This is a genomic window from Flavobacterium faecale, assembly GCF_003076455.1.
GTDB lineage: Bacteria > Bacteroidota > Bacteroidia > Flavobacteriales > Flavobacteriaceae > Flavobacterium > Flavobacterium faecale.
Genome location: NZ_CP020918.1, coordinates 2012886 through 2029745, shown reverse-complemented (window position 1 = coordinate 2029745; position 16860 = coordinate 2012886). Strand labels below are relative to the sequence as shown.

Sequence of the window (16860 nt, the reverse complement as noted above, 5' to 3'; positions counted from 1 at the left end):
CGCCTTAAAATGAACTTAAATCAAACTTAAGAACAACTTTAATTTATATTCAATTAACCTAAAATTTACACTAGCATTGCTAATGTTATCTTAACTAAAACATTCTATTTATTTTTCGATTTCGCTCATACTTTCCATTTTCTTGTTGGCCAAGAAACCAGTAATATCTTCGAAGTGTTCGATAACTCTTTTATTTTTAAATTCGAATACCTTAGTAGCCAATCCGTCTAAGAAATCTCTATCGTGCGAAACCAAAATCAAGGTTCCGTCAAAGTCACGTAGTGCATCTTTGATAATGTCTTTGGTTTTCATGTCTAAGTGATTCGAAGGCTCATCTAGAATTAATAAATTTACCGGCTCTAGCAATAATTTGATCATTGCCAAACGAGTTTTCTCTCCACCCGAAAGTACTTTTACCTTTTTGGTAATATCATCTCCTTGGAACATGAAAGCACCTAGAATATTCTTAATCTGTGTACGCACATCTCCAACAGCGATATCATCTATCGTTTCAAAAATGGTAGCATTTTCATTTAATAAGGACGCTTGATTTTGGGCAAAATATCCAATTTGAGCATTGTGACCAATTTCTAGCACACCGCTATCAATTTGCAATTCTTTCATAATTGCTTTGATCATAGTCGATTTTCCTTCACCATTTTTACCAACAAAGGCTACCTTTTCTCCTCTTTCGATTACAATATTGGCATTTTTAAAAACTACATGCTCTCCGTATGCCTTGTCCAACTCTTTCACAATTACAGGGTACTGTCCTGAACGTGCTGCTGGTGGAAACTTCAACTTTAATGCCGAATTATCCACCTCATCAACTTGAACAATAACCAATTTCTCTAGCATTTTTACGCGTGATTGTACGGCATCAGTTTTTGAGAATGTTCCTTTAAAACGGTCAATAAATGTTCTATTATCAGCAATCATTCTTTGTTGCTCATCGTATGCTTTTTGTTGGTGCACACGTCTGTCTTTTCGTAATTCAAGATAATGAGAGTACTTTGCTTTGTAATCATAAATACGTCCCATAGTAACCTCAATCGTACGATTGGTGATATTATCAACAAAAGCTCTATCGTGCGAAATCACCACTACAGCCTTAGCTTCGCTAATCAAAAACTCTTCCAACCATTGAATACTTTCGATATCCATGTGGTTGGTTGGCTCATCTAGCAAGATCAAATCTGGTTTTTGCAAAAGAATTTTGGCTAACTCGATACGCATTCTCCATCCTCCTGAAAACTCAGAAGTTTGACGTTTAAAATCTTCTCTTTCGAAACCTAAACCAGTTAATATTTTCTCAACTTCTGCTTCATAGTTTACTTCTTCAATTGCATAAAATTTTTCGCTTAAGTCAGAAACTCTTTCGATCAATTTCATGTAGCCATCGCTTTCATAATCAGTACGAATGGTCAATTGCTCATTAATTTCGTCAATCTCAGCTTTCATACCTAGAATTTCACCAAACGCTTTAGAAGCTTCTTCCATTACCGTTGCACCATCTGTAGTTAACAAATGCTGTGGTAAATAGGCCACTACAGCTTCTTTTGGGGTAGAAACACTTCCGGTAGACGGTTTGCTTTGTCCTGCAATAATTTTCAATAGTGTCGATTTTCCAGCACCATTTTTACCCATTAGGGCAATTTTATCATTTTCATTAATGGCAAAAGAAACATCGCTGAAGAGCGTTGTTCCGCCAAAGTTTACTGAAATATCGTTTATTGTAATCATTCTAAGAAGTTATAAGTTTTGAGTTAGAAATTAAAATGTTTAATCTTCTAAATTTAAAAGTGCAAATATAGCTCAATTAAGCAGCATGACCATTTGAATAATCAGAAATATTTTCTTGAATGGTATCACAAATTCTGCCTAATACCTTCACTCTTTTGGGTCATAAAACAAAAACAGGAATTATCCCGATATTTCGAGACAATTCCTGTTGTAAATTAAACAGCGTGAAGAGGTTTGTAATTATACAGTTTTCTCTCCTTCTTTTTTGTTGATCGTATGCCAAATATGAGCATTTGATACCCCAATATCATCAGGATCAAAAGCAGGGTCTTTACCTTCTGCCAATTGTTTTTCATAATCTTTTAATGCTTTCAGAGCAGGTTTTTGTAATAATAAGATTGCGATAATGTTGAACCACGCCATCAATCCTACTCCAATATCTCCAAGTCCCCAAGCCAATGAAGCTTGACTAACTGCTCCGTACATGATTACACCCATCATCACCACTTTTAATGCATATGAATAGATAGGTGATTCAAACTTTCTAGTCAAATAAGAAACATTTGAATCTGCAATATAGTAATAGGCTAAGATGGTTGTAAAAGCGAAAAAGAACAACGCAATCGCTACAAAATACCCACCAAATCCAGGAAAAACTGTATCCATTGCACTTTGTGTAAAAGCAGGGCCTACAGCTACGTTTGGTAATCCTTCCACCAAAAACTCAGGAGCACCAGCAGCACCAAAATTTGGATTTTGCACATTGTACTTACCTGTGATCAACAACATAAATCCTGTTGCCGTACAAACAAACAAAGTATCAATATAAACTGAAAAAGCTTGTACTAAACCTTGCTTTGCTGGATGCGAAATAGCCGCAGCAGCTGCAATGTGTGGAGCAGTACCTTGACCAGCTTCGTTTGAATAAACTCCTCTTTTAACTCCATATTGAATAGCTAAACCAAATACAGCTCCAAATCCTGCCTCCATGTTAAAAGCACTTTTAAAAACCAAAGCAAACAATTCTGGTATTTGATGAAAATCTACGATTAAAATAATCAATGCTAAGATGATGTACCCAATAGCCATAAACGGCACTACATATTCGGTAAATTTTGCTATACGCTTCACACCACCAAAAACAATAATTGCAAAAATAGCCACTACCAACAATCCTGTCATCCAGGTTTCAATTTGAAACGAGTTTTCGATTCCGACTACAATAGAGTTCGCTTGAACACCCGGCAAAAATAATCCTGCCGATATAACAGATACTACTGCAAAAACAATAGCAAACCATTTCACCCCTAATCCTCTTTCGATATAATAAGCAGGACCTCCACGAAATTCTCCTAAGTGTTTCTCTTTATAAATTTGTGCCAAAGTCGCCTCTACATATGCGGTGCTAGCTCCTAAAAAAGCAACAACCCACATCCAAAATAAGGCGCCAGGACCACCAAAGGCGATCGCCGTAGCTACACCTGCAATGTTACCCGTACCTACTCTACCTGCAAGCGACATTGCCAAAGCTTGAAAGGAAGATACTCCAGAATCTGTACTTTCTCCATCAAATAATAACCGAACCATTTCTTTGATTTTTCGCACTTGTACAAATCGAGTACGAACAGAAAAATAAAGCCCAGAGGCCAAGCATAAAAAAATCAAAGCGTTGCTCCAAATAATATCATTCAATAAACCGACAATTTCTTCCATAAGGTATTTTTTAATTTACCATCAAAAAAACAACAAAACATTGATTTTTCAAACAATTTTTCAAAATAAATCTACCTAAAAGTCAAAATAAAGGAATTATACGAATTTACACTGCAAAAAACATAATTTCATTATAATCTACTTTTCTATCATAAAACAACATTATATACAGTTTAAAAGCAAAAACATAACATTATACTCAAAATACACTCCTATATATGCTATAAAATAGTAATAGTATCGTTTTGTTTTAGATTTTCGAAATAGAAAAAGCCACTAACTTAAAGATGTACTTCTTTACGTTAGTGGCTTTCAATTATAATAAATGTCGAAATTATTCCTTCCTCCACTTTTTAGTTTCTTCAAAAACATGCTCCAGTATAGCTTCTTCTTGCGAATCAAATTCTATATTACGACGGCTCATTACAATTTTTGCTGTTTGAAATGCTTTTTTGGTTATGTAGGTACTAAAGCCTGACGCCCCACCCCATGAAAAACTTGGTACAAAGTTGCGAGGAAAACCGCTTCCAAAAATATTAGCGCTCACACCAACGACCGTACCGGTATTAAACATGGTGTTGATACCGCATTTACTATGATCGCCCATCATCAAACCACAAAATTGCAAGCCAGTTTTAGCAAAACCTTCCGTTTCATAGCTCCATAATTTCACTTCTTCGTAATTATTTTTCAGGTTCGAATTGTTACTATCTGCACCAATATTGCACCATTCACCCAAAACAGAATTTCCTAAAAATCCGTCATGTCCTTTGTTCGAATAAGCCGAAATAACCGAGTTGTTTACCTCACCACCTACTCGAGAGTGCATACCAACCGTAGTAGCGCCATATATTTTGGTGGCTAGTTTGACCACAGCGCCTTCACACAAAGCAAAAGGGCCACGAATCACCGATCCTTCCATGATTTCAGCATCTTTACCGATGTATATTGGTCCTGTAGCAGCATTTAATGTTACAAATTCTAGTTTTGCTCCTTCTTCAATAAAAACATTCTCAGGCGCGATTACATTAACACTTTTCGGAATCGGTTGTGATTTTCTATCTTCTGTCAATAGTTCGAAATCGGCACGAATAGCGGCATCGTTTTTCGAAAATATATCCCAAGGATTATTTACAGTAATAGTATCATATTCGAATTCGATAATTTCGTAATCATCAAAATCAATCTCTTCCTGATTTTCTCCAGAATAAAAGGCAACTACATCTTCTCCTTTAAAAATTGCTTGGTTTTTTCCTAAATCCAAGATCAACTCTACCAATTCTACATTGGGCAAAAACGAGGCGTTGATCATCACATTTTCTTCCAATTCTACCATTGGATATTTATCAGACAAATATTCTTCAGTCAATGTAGTCGTAGTTGATCCCAAATACATTTCCCATTTTTGACGAATGGTTACAATTCCGATCAAAATATCTGCTACGGGACGGGTGTATGTAAAAGGCAATAATGCATTTCGAGATGGACCGTCAAAAAGGATATAGTTCATTTTTATAAATTTTCAAGGTTATGATGCTTCAAAGTTACAAAGTTTTTTATTGGTATTTTTCTCTAGCGCAAGCATTACCAAAATATTTGACCAAAAAAAAGCCTCGCAATTGCGAGGCTTCCTGTATTTTGAAAACAAATTAAAATTATTTAATATGTTTAGCGTATTTAGTTTTAAATTTATCAATACGTCCAGCAGTATCGATAAGTTTGTTTTTACCTGTGTAAAAAGGGTGAGAAGTTCTAGAAATCTCCAATTTTACTACTGGATATTCAACACCTTCGTGAATAATTGTTTCTCTAGTATCAGCTGTAGATTTAGTGATAAAAACGTCTTCGTTTGACATGTCTTTAAAAGCAACTAATCTGTAATTTTCTGGGTGTACACCTTTTTTCATCTTGTAATTTTTTTATTTGTTTTGGTTATAATTTGCTTTGCGGCTTTTCTTTTTTACAGAAAAGGTATAAACAAGCCATAACTTTTTATTTTACTCTGTTTATTTGAGGATGCAAAAGTACAATTATTTTTCAATAATCAAATCTTTATTCGTTTAATTTTTAATACGGTGCAAAAATAGAATTTTCCTCCGTCATAAATCAGGGATTTGTTATATTTGCAGTCTAAATAAAATTTACGTTCAAATGGTTCAAGAAACAATTAAAAAAAACGGTGTTACTTACGGTATTATTACAGGAATCATTTTAGCGTTAATCACTACTATAATGTATGTGGTCGATTTAGAACTATTCATAGCTTGGTGGACTACTTTGTTGAGTTTCTCTATTTTTATTATTGTTCCAGCCGTAATGTTGGTTAAAACAAAATCTGAATTAAATGATAACCTACCTTTCAAAGAAGCTTTTACCGCTTATTTCATAACTGCATTAGTAGGTTTATTAATTTCTGTTGGGTACAAAATGGTTTTGTTCAATATTATTGATCCTTCGATTAAAGAAACATTACTAGACTTAACTGTAAAATATTTAAAAAGCACGTCTCAAAAATTTGGAGTTCCTGCTTCGTCCCTGAATGAAATGATTTCTAATTTAAGAAAAACAGATCCTTTTTCTATTATCGAACAATTAAAAGGAGCTGTAGTAAGCCTTTTCTTTTGTGGAATACTCGGATTAATCATGGCTGCTTTTTTCAAATCAAAAACTACCTCACAAGTTAACTAATGAATTTATCGATACTAATTCCTCTTTTAAACGAAGAAGAATCTCTAAAAGAATTATACCACTGGATCATAAAAGTGATACAGGCCAATCAATACACCTACGAGGTAATCTTCCTTGATGATGGTAGTACCGACAGTTCTTGGTCTATTATCGAAGGATTCTCACAGGTGAATCCAAACATCAAAGGGATTCGTTTCATGAAAAATTTTGGTAAATCGCAGGCCTTACACGCAGGTTTCGCACAAGCAAAAGGTGATGTGATTATCACTATGGATGCTGATTTACAAGATAGCCCAGACGAGATTCCTGGTTTATATGAAATGATTACCCAACAAAATTATGATTTGGTTTCGGGTTGGAAAAAAAAGCGATACGACTCTGTAGTAGCAAAAAACATTCCTTCGAAGCTTTTCAATTGGGCGGCTAGAAAAACTTCTGGCGTACAGCTGAATGACTTTAACTGCGGATTGAAAGCGTATAAAAATATCGTAGTCAAAAATGTAGAGGTTTCAGGCGAAATGCACCGTTACATTCCGGTATTAGCAAAAAATGCTGGCTTTGGAAAAATAGGTGAAAAAGTTGTAATTCATCAAGCAAGAAAATACGGTGAAACCAAATTTGGTATGGAGCGTTTTGTAAATGGCTTCTTAGACTTGATTACTATTTGGTTTTTATCTAAATTTGGAAAACGACCAATGCACTTATTTGGAGCCATGGGTTCTATAATGTTTATCATTGGATTTTTTGCCGCAGGTTATATTGGTGTTTCAAAACTGTACCATGTATATAATGACATGAGATATAGCCTTGTTACTAATAATCCCTGGTTTTATATTGCTTTGACCACCATGATTTTGGGCACACAATTGTTTTTGGCTGGTTTCTTGGGAGAAATCATTTTGAGAACTAAAAATAATGAAGAAAGATATAAGGTAGCAACAATGGTTAATTTATAAAGAATGTCCTAGCCCTGATAGTCCCGAAGTGTCGGGAGACATCCTTTTGGGGGCATTAATTTTTCCCAAAAAAGATTGAAACGTCCCGAAGTGTCGGGAGCAGGATGAAGCTCCTAAAAAATAAACTAATAACAAAAAACAACACAAATGGAAATTAAACAAAACATTTTGGACGCTGCCAATGAGTGGTTGAGCCCTGTTTTTGATACAAAAACACAAGAAGAAGTTCAGGCTTTGATTGCCAACTCTCCAAAAGAATTGGAAGAGAGTTTCTACAAAAGTTTAGAATTTGGAACTGGTGGAATGCGTGGTACCATGGGTGCTGGCGATAATAGAATCAACAAATACACTTTAGGAAAAAGTACACAAGGATTATCTGATTACTTGCGTACCTTTTTCCCTAATCAACCTTTGAAAGCGGTTATTGCTTATGACTGTCGTCATAATAGTGATACTTTGGCAAAAGTGGTTGCTGATGTATTTTCGGCAAACGGAATTGAAGTCTACTTATTTTCTTCCTTGCGACCAACTCCAGAATTATCGTTTGCAGTAAAACACTTAAATTGCCATTGTGGTATTGTTTTAACAGCATCGCACAACCCTCCAGAATACAACGGATATAAAGTATACTGGCAAGATGGTGGACAAATTGTTCCACCAGAAGATGGTGCAATTATCAACGTTATTGAGAATTTAAAATACAATCAAATCAAGTTTGAAGCAAACGAAAGTTTGATTCATTATATAGGTGAAGAGGTTGACAAAGCTTTTATTGACTCTACTATAGCAAATGCTAGTTTTGATACTCCAGCTGCTGCAAAAGATGATTTGAACATTGTTTTTACGTCTTTGCACGGAACATCAATAACAGTTACACCACAAACCTTAGCGCAAGCAGGTTACAAAAATGTAAATATTGTTGAAGAACAAGCAGAGCCAAACGGAGATTTCCCAACGGTAAAATCACCAAATCCTGAGGAGCCTGAAGCCTTGAAAATGGCAACCGAATTGGCTAACAAAATCAATGCAGATATCGTGATTGGTACTGACCCTGATTGTGACCGTTTAGGTGTTGCTGTACGTAATAATGATGGTCAAATGACATTATTGAACGGAAATCAAACTATGATTTTGATGACGGCTTTCTTGTTAGAAAAATGGAAACTTGCTGGTAAATTAAACGGAAAACAATTTATTGCTTCTACAATTGTATCTACTCCAATGGTTATGGAATTGGCTACGGCTTATGATGTGGAATACAAAAGCGGTTTGACTGGTTTTAAATGGATTGCCAAAATGGTGAAAGATTTTCCTGAATCACAGTTTATTGGTGGTGGAGAAGAGAGCTTTGGTTTCATGGTAGGTGATGCCGTACGTGACAAAGATGCTGTTGCTTCTACCCTATTAATTTGTGAAGTTGCCGCGCAAGCAAAAGCTAAAGGAAGCTCTGCATACAATGAATTGATTCAGCATTATGTTGATTTTGGTTTTTATAAAGAGCATTTGATTTCGCTTACCAAAAAAGGAATGGATGGTTTGGCCGAAATCACTCAAATGATGGTTGACCTTCGCGAGAATCCAATCAAAGAAATAAGTGGACAACGCGTGGTAATGGTAGAAGATTATAAAGCTTCTACAGCCAAAAACCTTTTGACTGGCGAAGTAGAAACACTTACAATGCCAAAAGCAGACGTATTAATTTACTACACTGAAGACGGATCAAAAATTTGTGCAAGACCTAGTGGAACAGAACCAAAAATAAAATTCTATATCAGCGTAAATACTGAACTAGAATCTGTTGAAAAATTTGCTGAAACTGACGCTTATTTGAACGAAAAAATACAAAATATTATTACAGGAATGCAATTGAACTAATGGATAAAAGCTTAACAAAATTATTCCCCTACTTAAAACCTTATAAGCACAACATCATTTGGAATGTTACTTATAATATTCTTTATGCCTTGTTTGCAACAATTTCGATGCTAACATTGCTACCGGTTTTAGATGTGTTGTTTGGCAAAACCAAAACAATACTTAGCAAACCAATATACACTGGCATAGGGAACATAAAACAGTTTGGGACTGATTACCTTTATTACCAAATATCAACATTAACGCAAGGCAGCAGCATTCAAGTTGCCTTGCTTTTTGTTGTTTTAATGGTAATTACTACATTTTTACTCAAAAATTTATTTAATTATTTGGCTTCGTACCACATCATGCACCTGAAAAATGGAGTTTTGAAAGATTTGAAAAAATCGATGTATGACAAAATCATCGATTTACCGATCTCTTATTACTCTGAAAAAAGAAAAGGGGACATCATGGCTCGTATGTTAGGTGATGTGAATGAGGTACAAAATTCATTTTTCTCGATTCTAGAATTGGTAGTCAAAGAACCTTTGACTATCCTATTTACCTTGGTTACGATGTTTATTATTAGTACAAAACTAACCTTGTTTGTGTTGGTTTTCATGCCGATTTCTGGGTATATCATTTCAAAAGTTGCCAAAAACTTGCGTGCACAATCGTTGGAAGCACAGCAAGAAAGTGGTTTTTTGATTTCGATTCTAGACGAAACTCTTGGTGGACTAAAGGTCATTAAAAGTTACAACTCTGAGCCTAATTTCAAAAATAGATTTGACGGTTCTGTGATGCGATTATTAAATCTTTCGAACAGTATTGGTACCAAAAACAATCTGGCTACACCGCTAAGTGAGTTTCTGGGAGTAACTACGATTGCGATTTTATTATTCTACGGAGGAAACTTGGTTTTGATAGATAAAACCTTGGACGGATCAGCTTTTATCGTTTACCTAACTTTAGCATTCAACATCTTAACGCCTGCAAAAGCCATCTCAAAAGCATCTTATGCTGTGAAAAATGGACTGGCCGCTGCCGAAAGAGTTTTTGAGGTTCTAGAAGTAGAAAACGAAATTGTATCGAAAGAGAATGCAACGATCAAAACAACATTCGAATCTGAAATTAGTATTCAAAACATTAATTTCAAGTACGAAGATGAAGCCGTTTTAAAAGATTTCTCACTGTCAGTCAAAAAAGGACAAACAGTTGCCCTTGTTGGACAATCTGGAAGTGGAAAAAGTACGATTGCTAACTTATTGACTCGTTTTTATGACGTAAATGATGGAACCATCACCATTGACGGAATCAACATCAAAGACATGAATTTACAGTCATTACGTGGCTTGATGGGACTTGTAACGCAAGATAGTATCTTATTTAACGACACCATTAAAGCAAATATCGCACTCGGAAAACTAGATGCATCTGATGAAGAAATTACTGCCGCACTTAAAATTGCAAATGCTTTAGAATTTGTAAATGAACTGCCGCAAGGTATTCACACTAATATTGGTGATAGTGGAAACAAACTTTCAGGTGGACAAAAACAACGTTTATCAATCGCTCGTGCTGTATTGAAAAATCCGCCGATTATGATTTTGGACGAAGCAACCTCTGCTTTGGATACCGAAAGCGAAAAATTTGTACAAGTTGCACTTGAAAATATGATGCAGAATAGAACTTCGATAGTAATTGCACACCGTCTCTCTACGATTCAAAAAGCAGACGTAATTATTGTCATGCAAAAAGGAAAAATCGTGGAACAAGGTAGCCATGAACAACTTATAGCCTTAAATGGTACATATAACAAATTGGTAACTATGCAATCCTTCGAGTCCTAATATACTTGACTACATTTGCATAGATTATGCTATTTATCATCAAGACTCAAAGGCCTTAATCTAAGCTTTGAGTCTTTTTATTTTATGGCTATTAAAGTGACCCTAGATTAAATTACTAGCATCACCAATCGGACTCTAACACTATTATCTCTTAAGAAGATGTACATACACAATCCCAACATTAAGCTTCCGTCTGACAACGACACAATCGTTTGGAAGTACTTGGATCTGTCCAAATTTTTAGAATTATTACTTTCTAAAAACTTATTCATGTCACGATCAGATAAATTTGAAGATCAATATGAAGGGACCTTTAGCGAACCAACGTATGATGAAATTAAAAGATTATCAATCGATAACCCAAATTTTCTAAAATACTATAAATCACATCGAGAAAAGGTAGCTATAAGTAGTTGGCATATTAACGAATACGAATCGTTTGCAATGTGGCAAATTTTTACTCAAAATAGTGAAGGTCTAGCCATTCAATCGACGATAGGTCGATTACAAGAATGCTTGCTACCCGAAAAAAACTTCACCCAACACATTGGCGAAGTAAATTACATCGACTATAAAAAAGAATATATTCCGTTTGATGATATGTTTTTCCCTTTTCTCTTTAAAAGAAAAAGCTTTCAATATGAAAGAGAAGTTCGCATTCTTACAGATGTGACCGGACACAACCTGAAATTGAACGATGGCTTGAAAATTAATGTGGATATTAATGTCTTGATCGACAAAATCTACATTCACCCAAAATCTGAAAATTGGTATAAAAACCTAGTTATACAGTTGGTAAAAGAATTGGGATTTGATTTTACTATTGAAAAATCAGATTTAGAAAGTGATATTTTGATTTAGGACAATATACCAAAAACAATCTAGGAATTATTAATTAACTGGCTCATAACTTTTTACTTCCCAATCAGCTCTGGATAAGTCAATATAATTATAATGAACAACATCATTTTTATCGAATTGTCCATTTTTATTAGTGTCTTCAACTGTTCTAAAGTACAAACGGTTTTGAGATTCAATCAAACTCCAATCAATTAATTCTTGTAAGTCTACTGAAATTTTTGTGAAGTTAGCACCACTCACACTGCTCAAGTACAAACTTTTAATATCGCTAGTATCCAGTTTTCCGTCTCTATTGGAGTCCATATCAAACAAGGTATACACCATAACTCTATTCTTAGTCTTGTCTGCAATTCCTTTTAAATAGGAAGCTGTCTGAATCAAAACAGGCTTATCAGTCAAGGGACGAATAGAATCTGAACTCACCCTTTGGAATTTCAAGTTTTGTAAATATCCCGTAATTTCATTATCACCATAATTTGATATCGTAAAACTCAAATCAATCACACTTGATGATCCATAACGAGATTTAGTTCCTTTTTCATAAATACGCAAGTCACCCACGGGATGAATCAAATATTCGGTCCCTTCAAGTTGAATTGGCAAATCTGCTATTGCAACTTGGGTTGAATCTGCTTTGGTATATGGTTTACTTTTCGAACTGCTGTCATAAGTTACTTTGGGTTTTTCAACCTCTTCCTTGCAACTAACGGCAACTACAGCTAAAATGGCTAAAACAACACTATTTATATACTTCATAATTTGGTACCTTAATTAATCATCTCAAATGTAAACAATTTAAAAAATGATTTTCTGATTATTATTCCTTATTTATAAAAAAAGGAACTTCTTTTACTTTATAATTTGGCCGTCAATTTAATATTGAAAACACGTGTCGTCATGAAATTCGGAATTCCATATTCAGACTTCGTGTACACATCGCGCACCCACGTATTCGTAATCGCATTTTGATTATTGAACAGATTAAAGATTTCGAAACCTACAGCCAATTCTTTAAAATCTTTGAACATACCGCTTTTGGGTCTCGGCTTACTATCGTCAATAAACGATTTAAAAAAACCAACATCGGCTCTTCGATAATCATTCAAACGGTTTTGATAAATATAAGGGTCTGCATAAGCAGGCGACCCACCTGGTAAACCTGTATTGTACACCAAATTTAAATACAACTTCACTGATGGAATATTTGGCATATAATCCTGAAACAACAAAGCAAACTTTAAACGTTGATCTGTTGGTCTAGCAATATATCCTTTTCCAGCACTGTTTTCTTCCGTTTTTAAATAACCAAAACTAACCCATGATTCTGTTCCCGGCACAAACTCACCATTAATTCGCAAATCCAGACCTTGCGCATAAGCAACGGCATCGTTAGACGCATCATAACGTATGCGAACATTGTCAACGGTATAAGTATTGACATTGGTCAACGATTTATAATACAACTCAGACACCAATTTAAAAGGACGGTCCCACATTTTAAAACTGTAGTCATTTCCCAAAACCATATGAATTGATTTTTGTGCCTTCACATTGGCTTGCACTTGCCCGCTAGCATCACGCAACTCTCTATAAAACGGTGGCTGATAATATACTCCTCCTGATGCACGAAACACCATATCTTTTTCCCAATTCGGTTTTATTGCAAATTGCCCTCTTGGACTGAAAACCGTTTGCGAGGTTCCGTTTGCATTGGTGCCACTTACGGCCCAGTTTTGCATGCGCATACCTGCATTGTACCATACATCTGAGCTACCCAACTTATCTTTTCGGCTCCACTGCACATAACCAGAGAAGCGATTGATTGTATTAAAATTAGTGGCTCTAATAGAATTATACGGTACCAATGGCCCGGTGTACGAGCTATACGGTTGATCATTGACTGGTAAAAATCGATCTGGCGGATTTAATGCAAAACCAGCAGAGTCAATAACTTCCCACTCAACTACTCGATCTCTAATGGATTCTCGAGTGTACTTTGCTCCCCATTCCACTAAATTTTTTCTCCAATCATGAAATCCTTTTATTTCGGTATTGCTTATTAAGGCATCCAAATTATTTCGAGCATGATGCAGTTGCGCACCAATTCCTCTTGTAAAACTTACATTATCATACGTTTCGCCTCCCACAGTCGCATCTACTTCACCCAAACGGTATTGTGCCAAAATATCAAAATGTTCTTCCTCAGTAGTATGAAAAAGCGAGCTAATAAACTTTATCGTGAAATTCTCTGATGCTTTGTAGGTAGTTTTAAAAGCACCAAAATAAGTTGCGTACCTGTCTTTTTCTTGTCCTTCATAAAAAACGGTTAGCACCATTGGTTGATCAATCGTACCAAACCTAGTTTGTCTTGAAAGCGGTTGGTAGTTATAATTGTTTTGCGAAATATTTCCTAAGAAATTGAAATTCCACTTGTCTGAAGCATTAAAATTTACGTTGGTTTGCACATCGACAAATGTAGGTTTGTAATTGGTTTGCGTATCTTGACTGTTTACCAACAAACTATTATTTCGGTAGCGTACACCAGAAACTGCTGTCCACTTTTTATTTTTCGAAATAACATCCAAAGACGCACTACCTCCCAAAAAACTGGCTTCAAACGTACCGGCAAGCTTTGTTGGTTTTCGATACGTAATATCCAAAACCGATGATAATTTATCACCAAATTTAGCCTGAAACCCACCTGCAGAAAAATCTACATTTTGTACTAAATCGGTATTTGTAAAACTCAAACCCTCTTGTTGGCCCGAACGAATCAAAAATGGTCGATATACCTCAATTTCATTCACATAAACAAGGTTTTCATCATAATTACCACCGCGGACCGCATATTGCGTACTCAACTCATTATTCGAATTAACGCCAGGTAATGTTTTCAAAATATTTTCGATTCCGGCATTTGCTCCGGCCATCTTTTTGATCAATCCGGGTTCGATTGAAACTACACCCTGCACTTGACGACGATTGGTGTTGGTGACAATAATTTCGCCCATTTGTTCTTGTTGATCACTTATGACAACATTGAACTCGTACACTTCATTAGTACTTAATTGAACCGACACCACCGTTTTTTTGAAGGAAACATGTGTAAAAGCCAAAAGAACTTTTTGGTTGGCAGGTATTTTTATCGAATAAAACCCATCTGCTTTTGAATTCGTTTTCACGCCCATGCAAGTAATATTAACATTACTCACAGCTTGGTTATTTTTATTCAAAACAAAACCTTTTACTATTGCCGACTGAGCATAGGTACAAAGACTCATCGCAAAGGCGATAACAACAAAAAATATTTTATTAGTGCTCAAACTGGTTCTATTTTATTTTTGACTTCTAAAAAAGCGCGTTTCAAAGGTAGTCGAATTACCAACATTATCTACGACCACGACTTTTAATTCATTGGCACCCTCAGCGACAATCCCTTCACTAAAGTTATGGGTGATTTTTCGAGTTTTATAATCGTACTCAAACAAAGCCCAAACTCCATTGAGATAGCCGTTGTATGATTTGATTCCCGAACCGCTATCACCGATGGTAAGGTCAATTGATTTTTGACTACTAATCCATTTGCCTTCAATTGATCTCCCGATAGAAATGGTTGGGTTTGAAGTATCTTTTGCCAACGTATACCTCCCTAGAGATTTCACCTTGGTGGTGAAAACATTTCCTTTTTTGGTGGTGTAATTATAACCGTATCTCCCCCTAGAATCTACATCAGCGATATACACTTTTCCACTATCGTCTGCACCGTATTTTTCATTTTCAACACTAATGGTAAAACTAGAGTGTACCGGCGTCATTTCGTCATGCAAATACAAACTTTCTCCACGAACATTAAAATTCATATCAAAATTATCATAAAAAGTCCCAGCCGGAAAAGTAACCGTCCAATTATCCTTACTGAAAATATTTTCGCGGTTTACTTTTACAAAATAATTAGACTCTACTACTTCTTTTTCGATAATAGTACTCATCATATCATAACTAATAGGAACAGTAATCGTAGTTGTATTGCCAAAATAATCAGCAACATCGATTTGATATACACTTGACAAATTTGGTTTCACCGTCACCACGCCATTATCGGCATCGGTAGTGATGATACTCAAAGGGAAAGGCGTTTCCATAAATAACTTTTGAACCCTTTGCCCAGTTTTTCTATATTTTGGATAATCAATAAGAGCATTAATGTAGCGCATCTCATCAAAAGAGTATGTGTCCATCTGAAAACCAAATGTGGCTTTACCATTCAAATGGGACTGTATTTTGTAAATTCCGTTTTTACTATATGATGCAGCATCATAATCCTCGGCAGTAACACCAAATCCTATTTTCCCGTTGGCACTTACTTTGTTAGCTAGATAAGTACCATCCTTTTGCAAGGCTAAATTGAGTAGAATAGGTCTTTTCGAATTATTAACCGTCGTTTTATCATCCAACGGATATACGTACAAAGCCGCTACGGTAGGTTTACGAGTATCTTTCAAAAACGAATCGTAACCAAAATGCAACGGATTAATAATTTTTTCTGTTTTGGTATCTCTAAATTCGAAATGTAAATGTGGTCCTTGTGAAGATCCCGTGTTACCTGTGAGTGCAATAAGCTCGCCTTTCTTTACAGGAAGGTCTGTTGGTTTTAAAAACAATTCTACTTCAAATGAATTTTCCTTGTATTGTGCTTTTCGAATAAAATCAGCAATTGGTCCCTGTGCTTGTTGCAAATGACAATAGACAGATGTAAATCCATTTGGATGATCTATGTACAATGCACTACCGTTTCCATAAGGAGAAATCTTGATTCTAGACACAAATCCATCCGCAACAGAGTGCACTTCGATTCCTTCTCTTCCCTTAGTTTTTATATCAAAACCAGCATGAAAGTGATTGGGTCTCAGCTCTGCAAAATTACCCGAGAGTAAAATAGGAATATCAACAGGTACTCCAAAATAATCTTTTGGATACTCGGTTTGAGCTACTAAAACGGTGGAAAACAACAGTAATAATTTATAAAATCTCATTCTTTACATTTTTGCTAAGATAAAAAAAGTAATTCGGAATGCTAAATAAAAAAAAGAGAAATCGTAACCAATTACATTACAACAAATTGTCTTTTTTATAATAAAAAAACCTTTAAAATATTGTAATAATAAAAACTAATACTAAATTTGTAATATTAA

General features: G+C 35.3%; 13 protein-coding genes. 5 read left to right on the top strand and 8 right to left on the bottom strand.

Annotated elements, in window-relative coordinates; all coding sequences use genetic code 11:
• Positions 1-108: 108 nt before the first annotated feature.
• From FFWV33_RS08920 to FFWV33_RS08905, 4 genes are all read right to left on the bottom strand, one after another.
• Complete coding sequence (locus FFWV33_RS08920; protein WP_108740585.1) at positions 109-1743, bottom strand: ABC-F family ATP-binding cassette domain-containing protein; 1635 nt, start codon at positions 1741-1743, stop codon at positions 109-111.
• Between the two features lie 240 nt (positions 1744-1983).
• Complete coding sequence (locus FFWV33_RS08915) at positions 1984-3456, bottom strand: alanine/glycine:cation symporter family protein (protein WP_108740584.1); 1473 nt, start codon at positions 3454-3456, stop codon at positions 1984-1986.
• Between the two features lie 334 nt (positions 3457-3790).
• Complete coding sequence (locus FFWV33_RS08910) at positions 3791-4966, bottom strand: GlmU family protein (RefSeq protein ID WP_108740583.1); 1176 nt, start codon at positions 4964-4966, stop codon at positions 3791-3793.
• Positions 4967-5111: 145 nt separating this feature from the next.
• Positions 5112-5363 carry a type B 50S ribosomal protein L31 gene (locus tag FFWV33_RS08905; protein ID WP_108740582.1) on the bottom strand — a complete coding sequence of 84 codons (252 nt, stop codon included), beginning with the start codon at positions 5361-5363 and terminating at the stop codon, positions 5112-5114.
• A 244-nt stretch (positions 5364-5607) separates the two neighbouring features.
• On the opposite strand from FFWV33_RS08905, the gene FFWV33_RS08900 reads away from it, so the two are divergent.
• The 4 genes from FFWV33_RS08900 (at position 5608) to FFWV33_RS08885 (ending at position 10807) form a co-directional block, all read left to right on the top strand.
• A complete protein-coding gene (locus tag FFWV33_RS08900) occupies positions 5608-6144 on the top strand; it encodes a DUF4199 domain-containing protein (protein ID WP_108740581.1) in 537 nt (178 codons plus the stop codon).
• A complete protein-coding gene (locus FFWV33_RS08895) occupies positions 6144-7100 on the top strand; it encodes a glycosyltransferase family 2 protein (protein WP_108740580.1) in 957 nt (318 codons plus the stop codon). The genes FFWV33_RS08900 and FFWV33_RS08895 overlap by 1 nt, the downstream gene beginning before the upstream one ends.
• 147 nt (positions 7101-7247) lie before the next feature.
• The gene (locus FFWV33_RS08890) at positions 7248-8975 is read left to right on the top strand and encodes a phospho-sugar mutase (protein ID WP_108740579.1); all 1728 of its coding nucleotides are present in this window, start codon (positions 7248-7250) and stop codon (positions 8973-8975) included.
• Complete coding sequence (locus FFWV33_RS08885; RefSeq protein WP_108740578.1) at positions 8975-10807, top strand: ABC transporter ATP-binding protein; 1833 nt, start codon at positions 8975-8977, stop codon at positions 10805-10807. Before FFWV33_RS08890 ends, FFWV33_RS08885 begins: the two co-directional genes overlap by 1 nt.
• A gap of 107 nt (positions 10808-10914) precedes the next feature.
• On the opposite strand, the gene FFWV33_RS19510 is transcribed toward FFWV33_RS08885, so the two are convergent.
• Positions 10915-11079, bottom strand: a complete 165-nt coding sequence (locus tag FFWV33_RS19510; protein WP_245891716.1) for a hypothetical protein — start codon at positions 11077-11079, stop codon at positions 10915-10917.
• On the opposite strand from FFWV33_RS19510, the gene FFWV33_RS08880 reads away from it, so the two are divergent.
• Positions 11078-11668, top strand: coding sequence for a hypothetical protein (locus FFWV33_RS08880; RefSeq protein ID WP_245891715.1), 591 nt, complete (start codon positions 11078-11080; stop codon positions 11666-11668). The genes FFWV33_RS19510 and FFWV33_RS08880 overlap by 2 nt on opposite strands.
• 30 nt (positions 11669-11698) lie before the next feature.
• Here FFWV33_RS08880 and FFWV33_RS08875 read toward each other — a convergent pair whose 3' ends face one another.
• The 3 genes from FFWV33_RS08875 to FFWV33_RS08865 form a co-directional block, all read right to left on the bottom strand.
• Positions 11699-12424 (bottom strand): EF-hand domain-containing protein, encoded by a 726-nt coding sequence (locus FFWV33_RS08875; protein ID WP_108740576.1) that lies wholly within the window; start codon positions 12422-12424, stop codon positions 11699-11701.
• 98 nt (positions 12425-12522) lie between these two features.
• Complete coding sequence (locus FFWV33_RS08870; protein ID WP_108740575.1) at positions 12523-14949, bottom strand: TonB-dependent receptor; 2427 nt, start codon at positions 14947-14949, stop codon at positions 12523-12525.
• A gap of 54 nt (positions 14950-15003) precedes the next feature.
• Positions 15004-16701 carry a M23 family metallopeptidase gene (locus FFWV33_RS08865; protein ID WP_108740574.1) on the bottom strand — a complete coding sequence of 566 codons (1698 nt, stop codon included), beginning with the start codon at positions 16699-16701 and terminating at the stop codon, positions 15004-15006.
• Between the last annotated feature and the right edge of the window lie 159 nt (positions 16702-16860).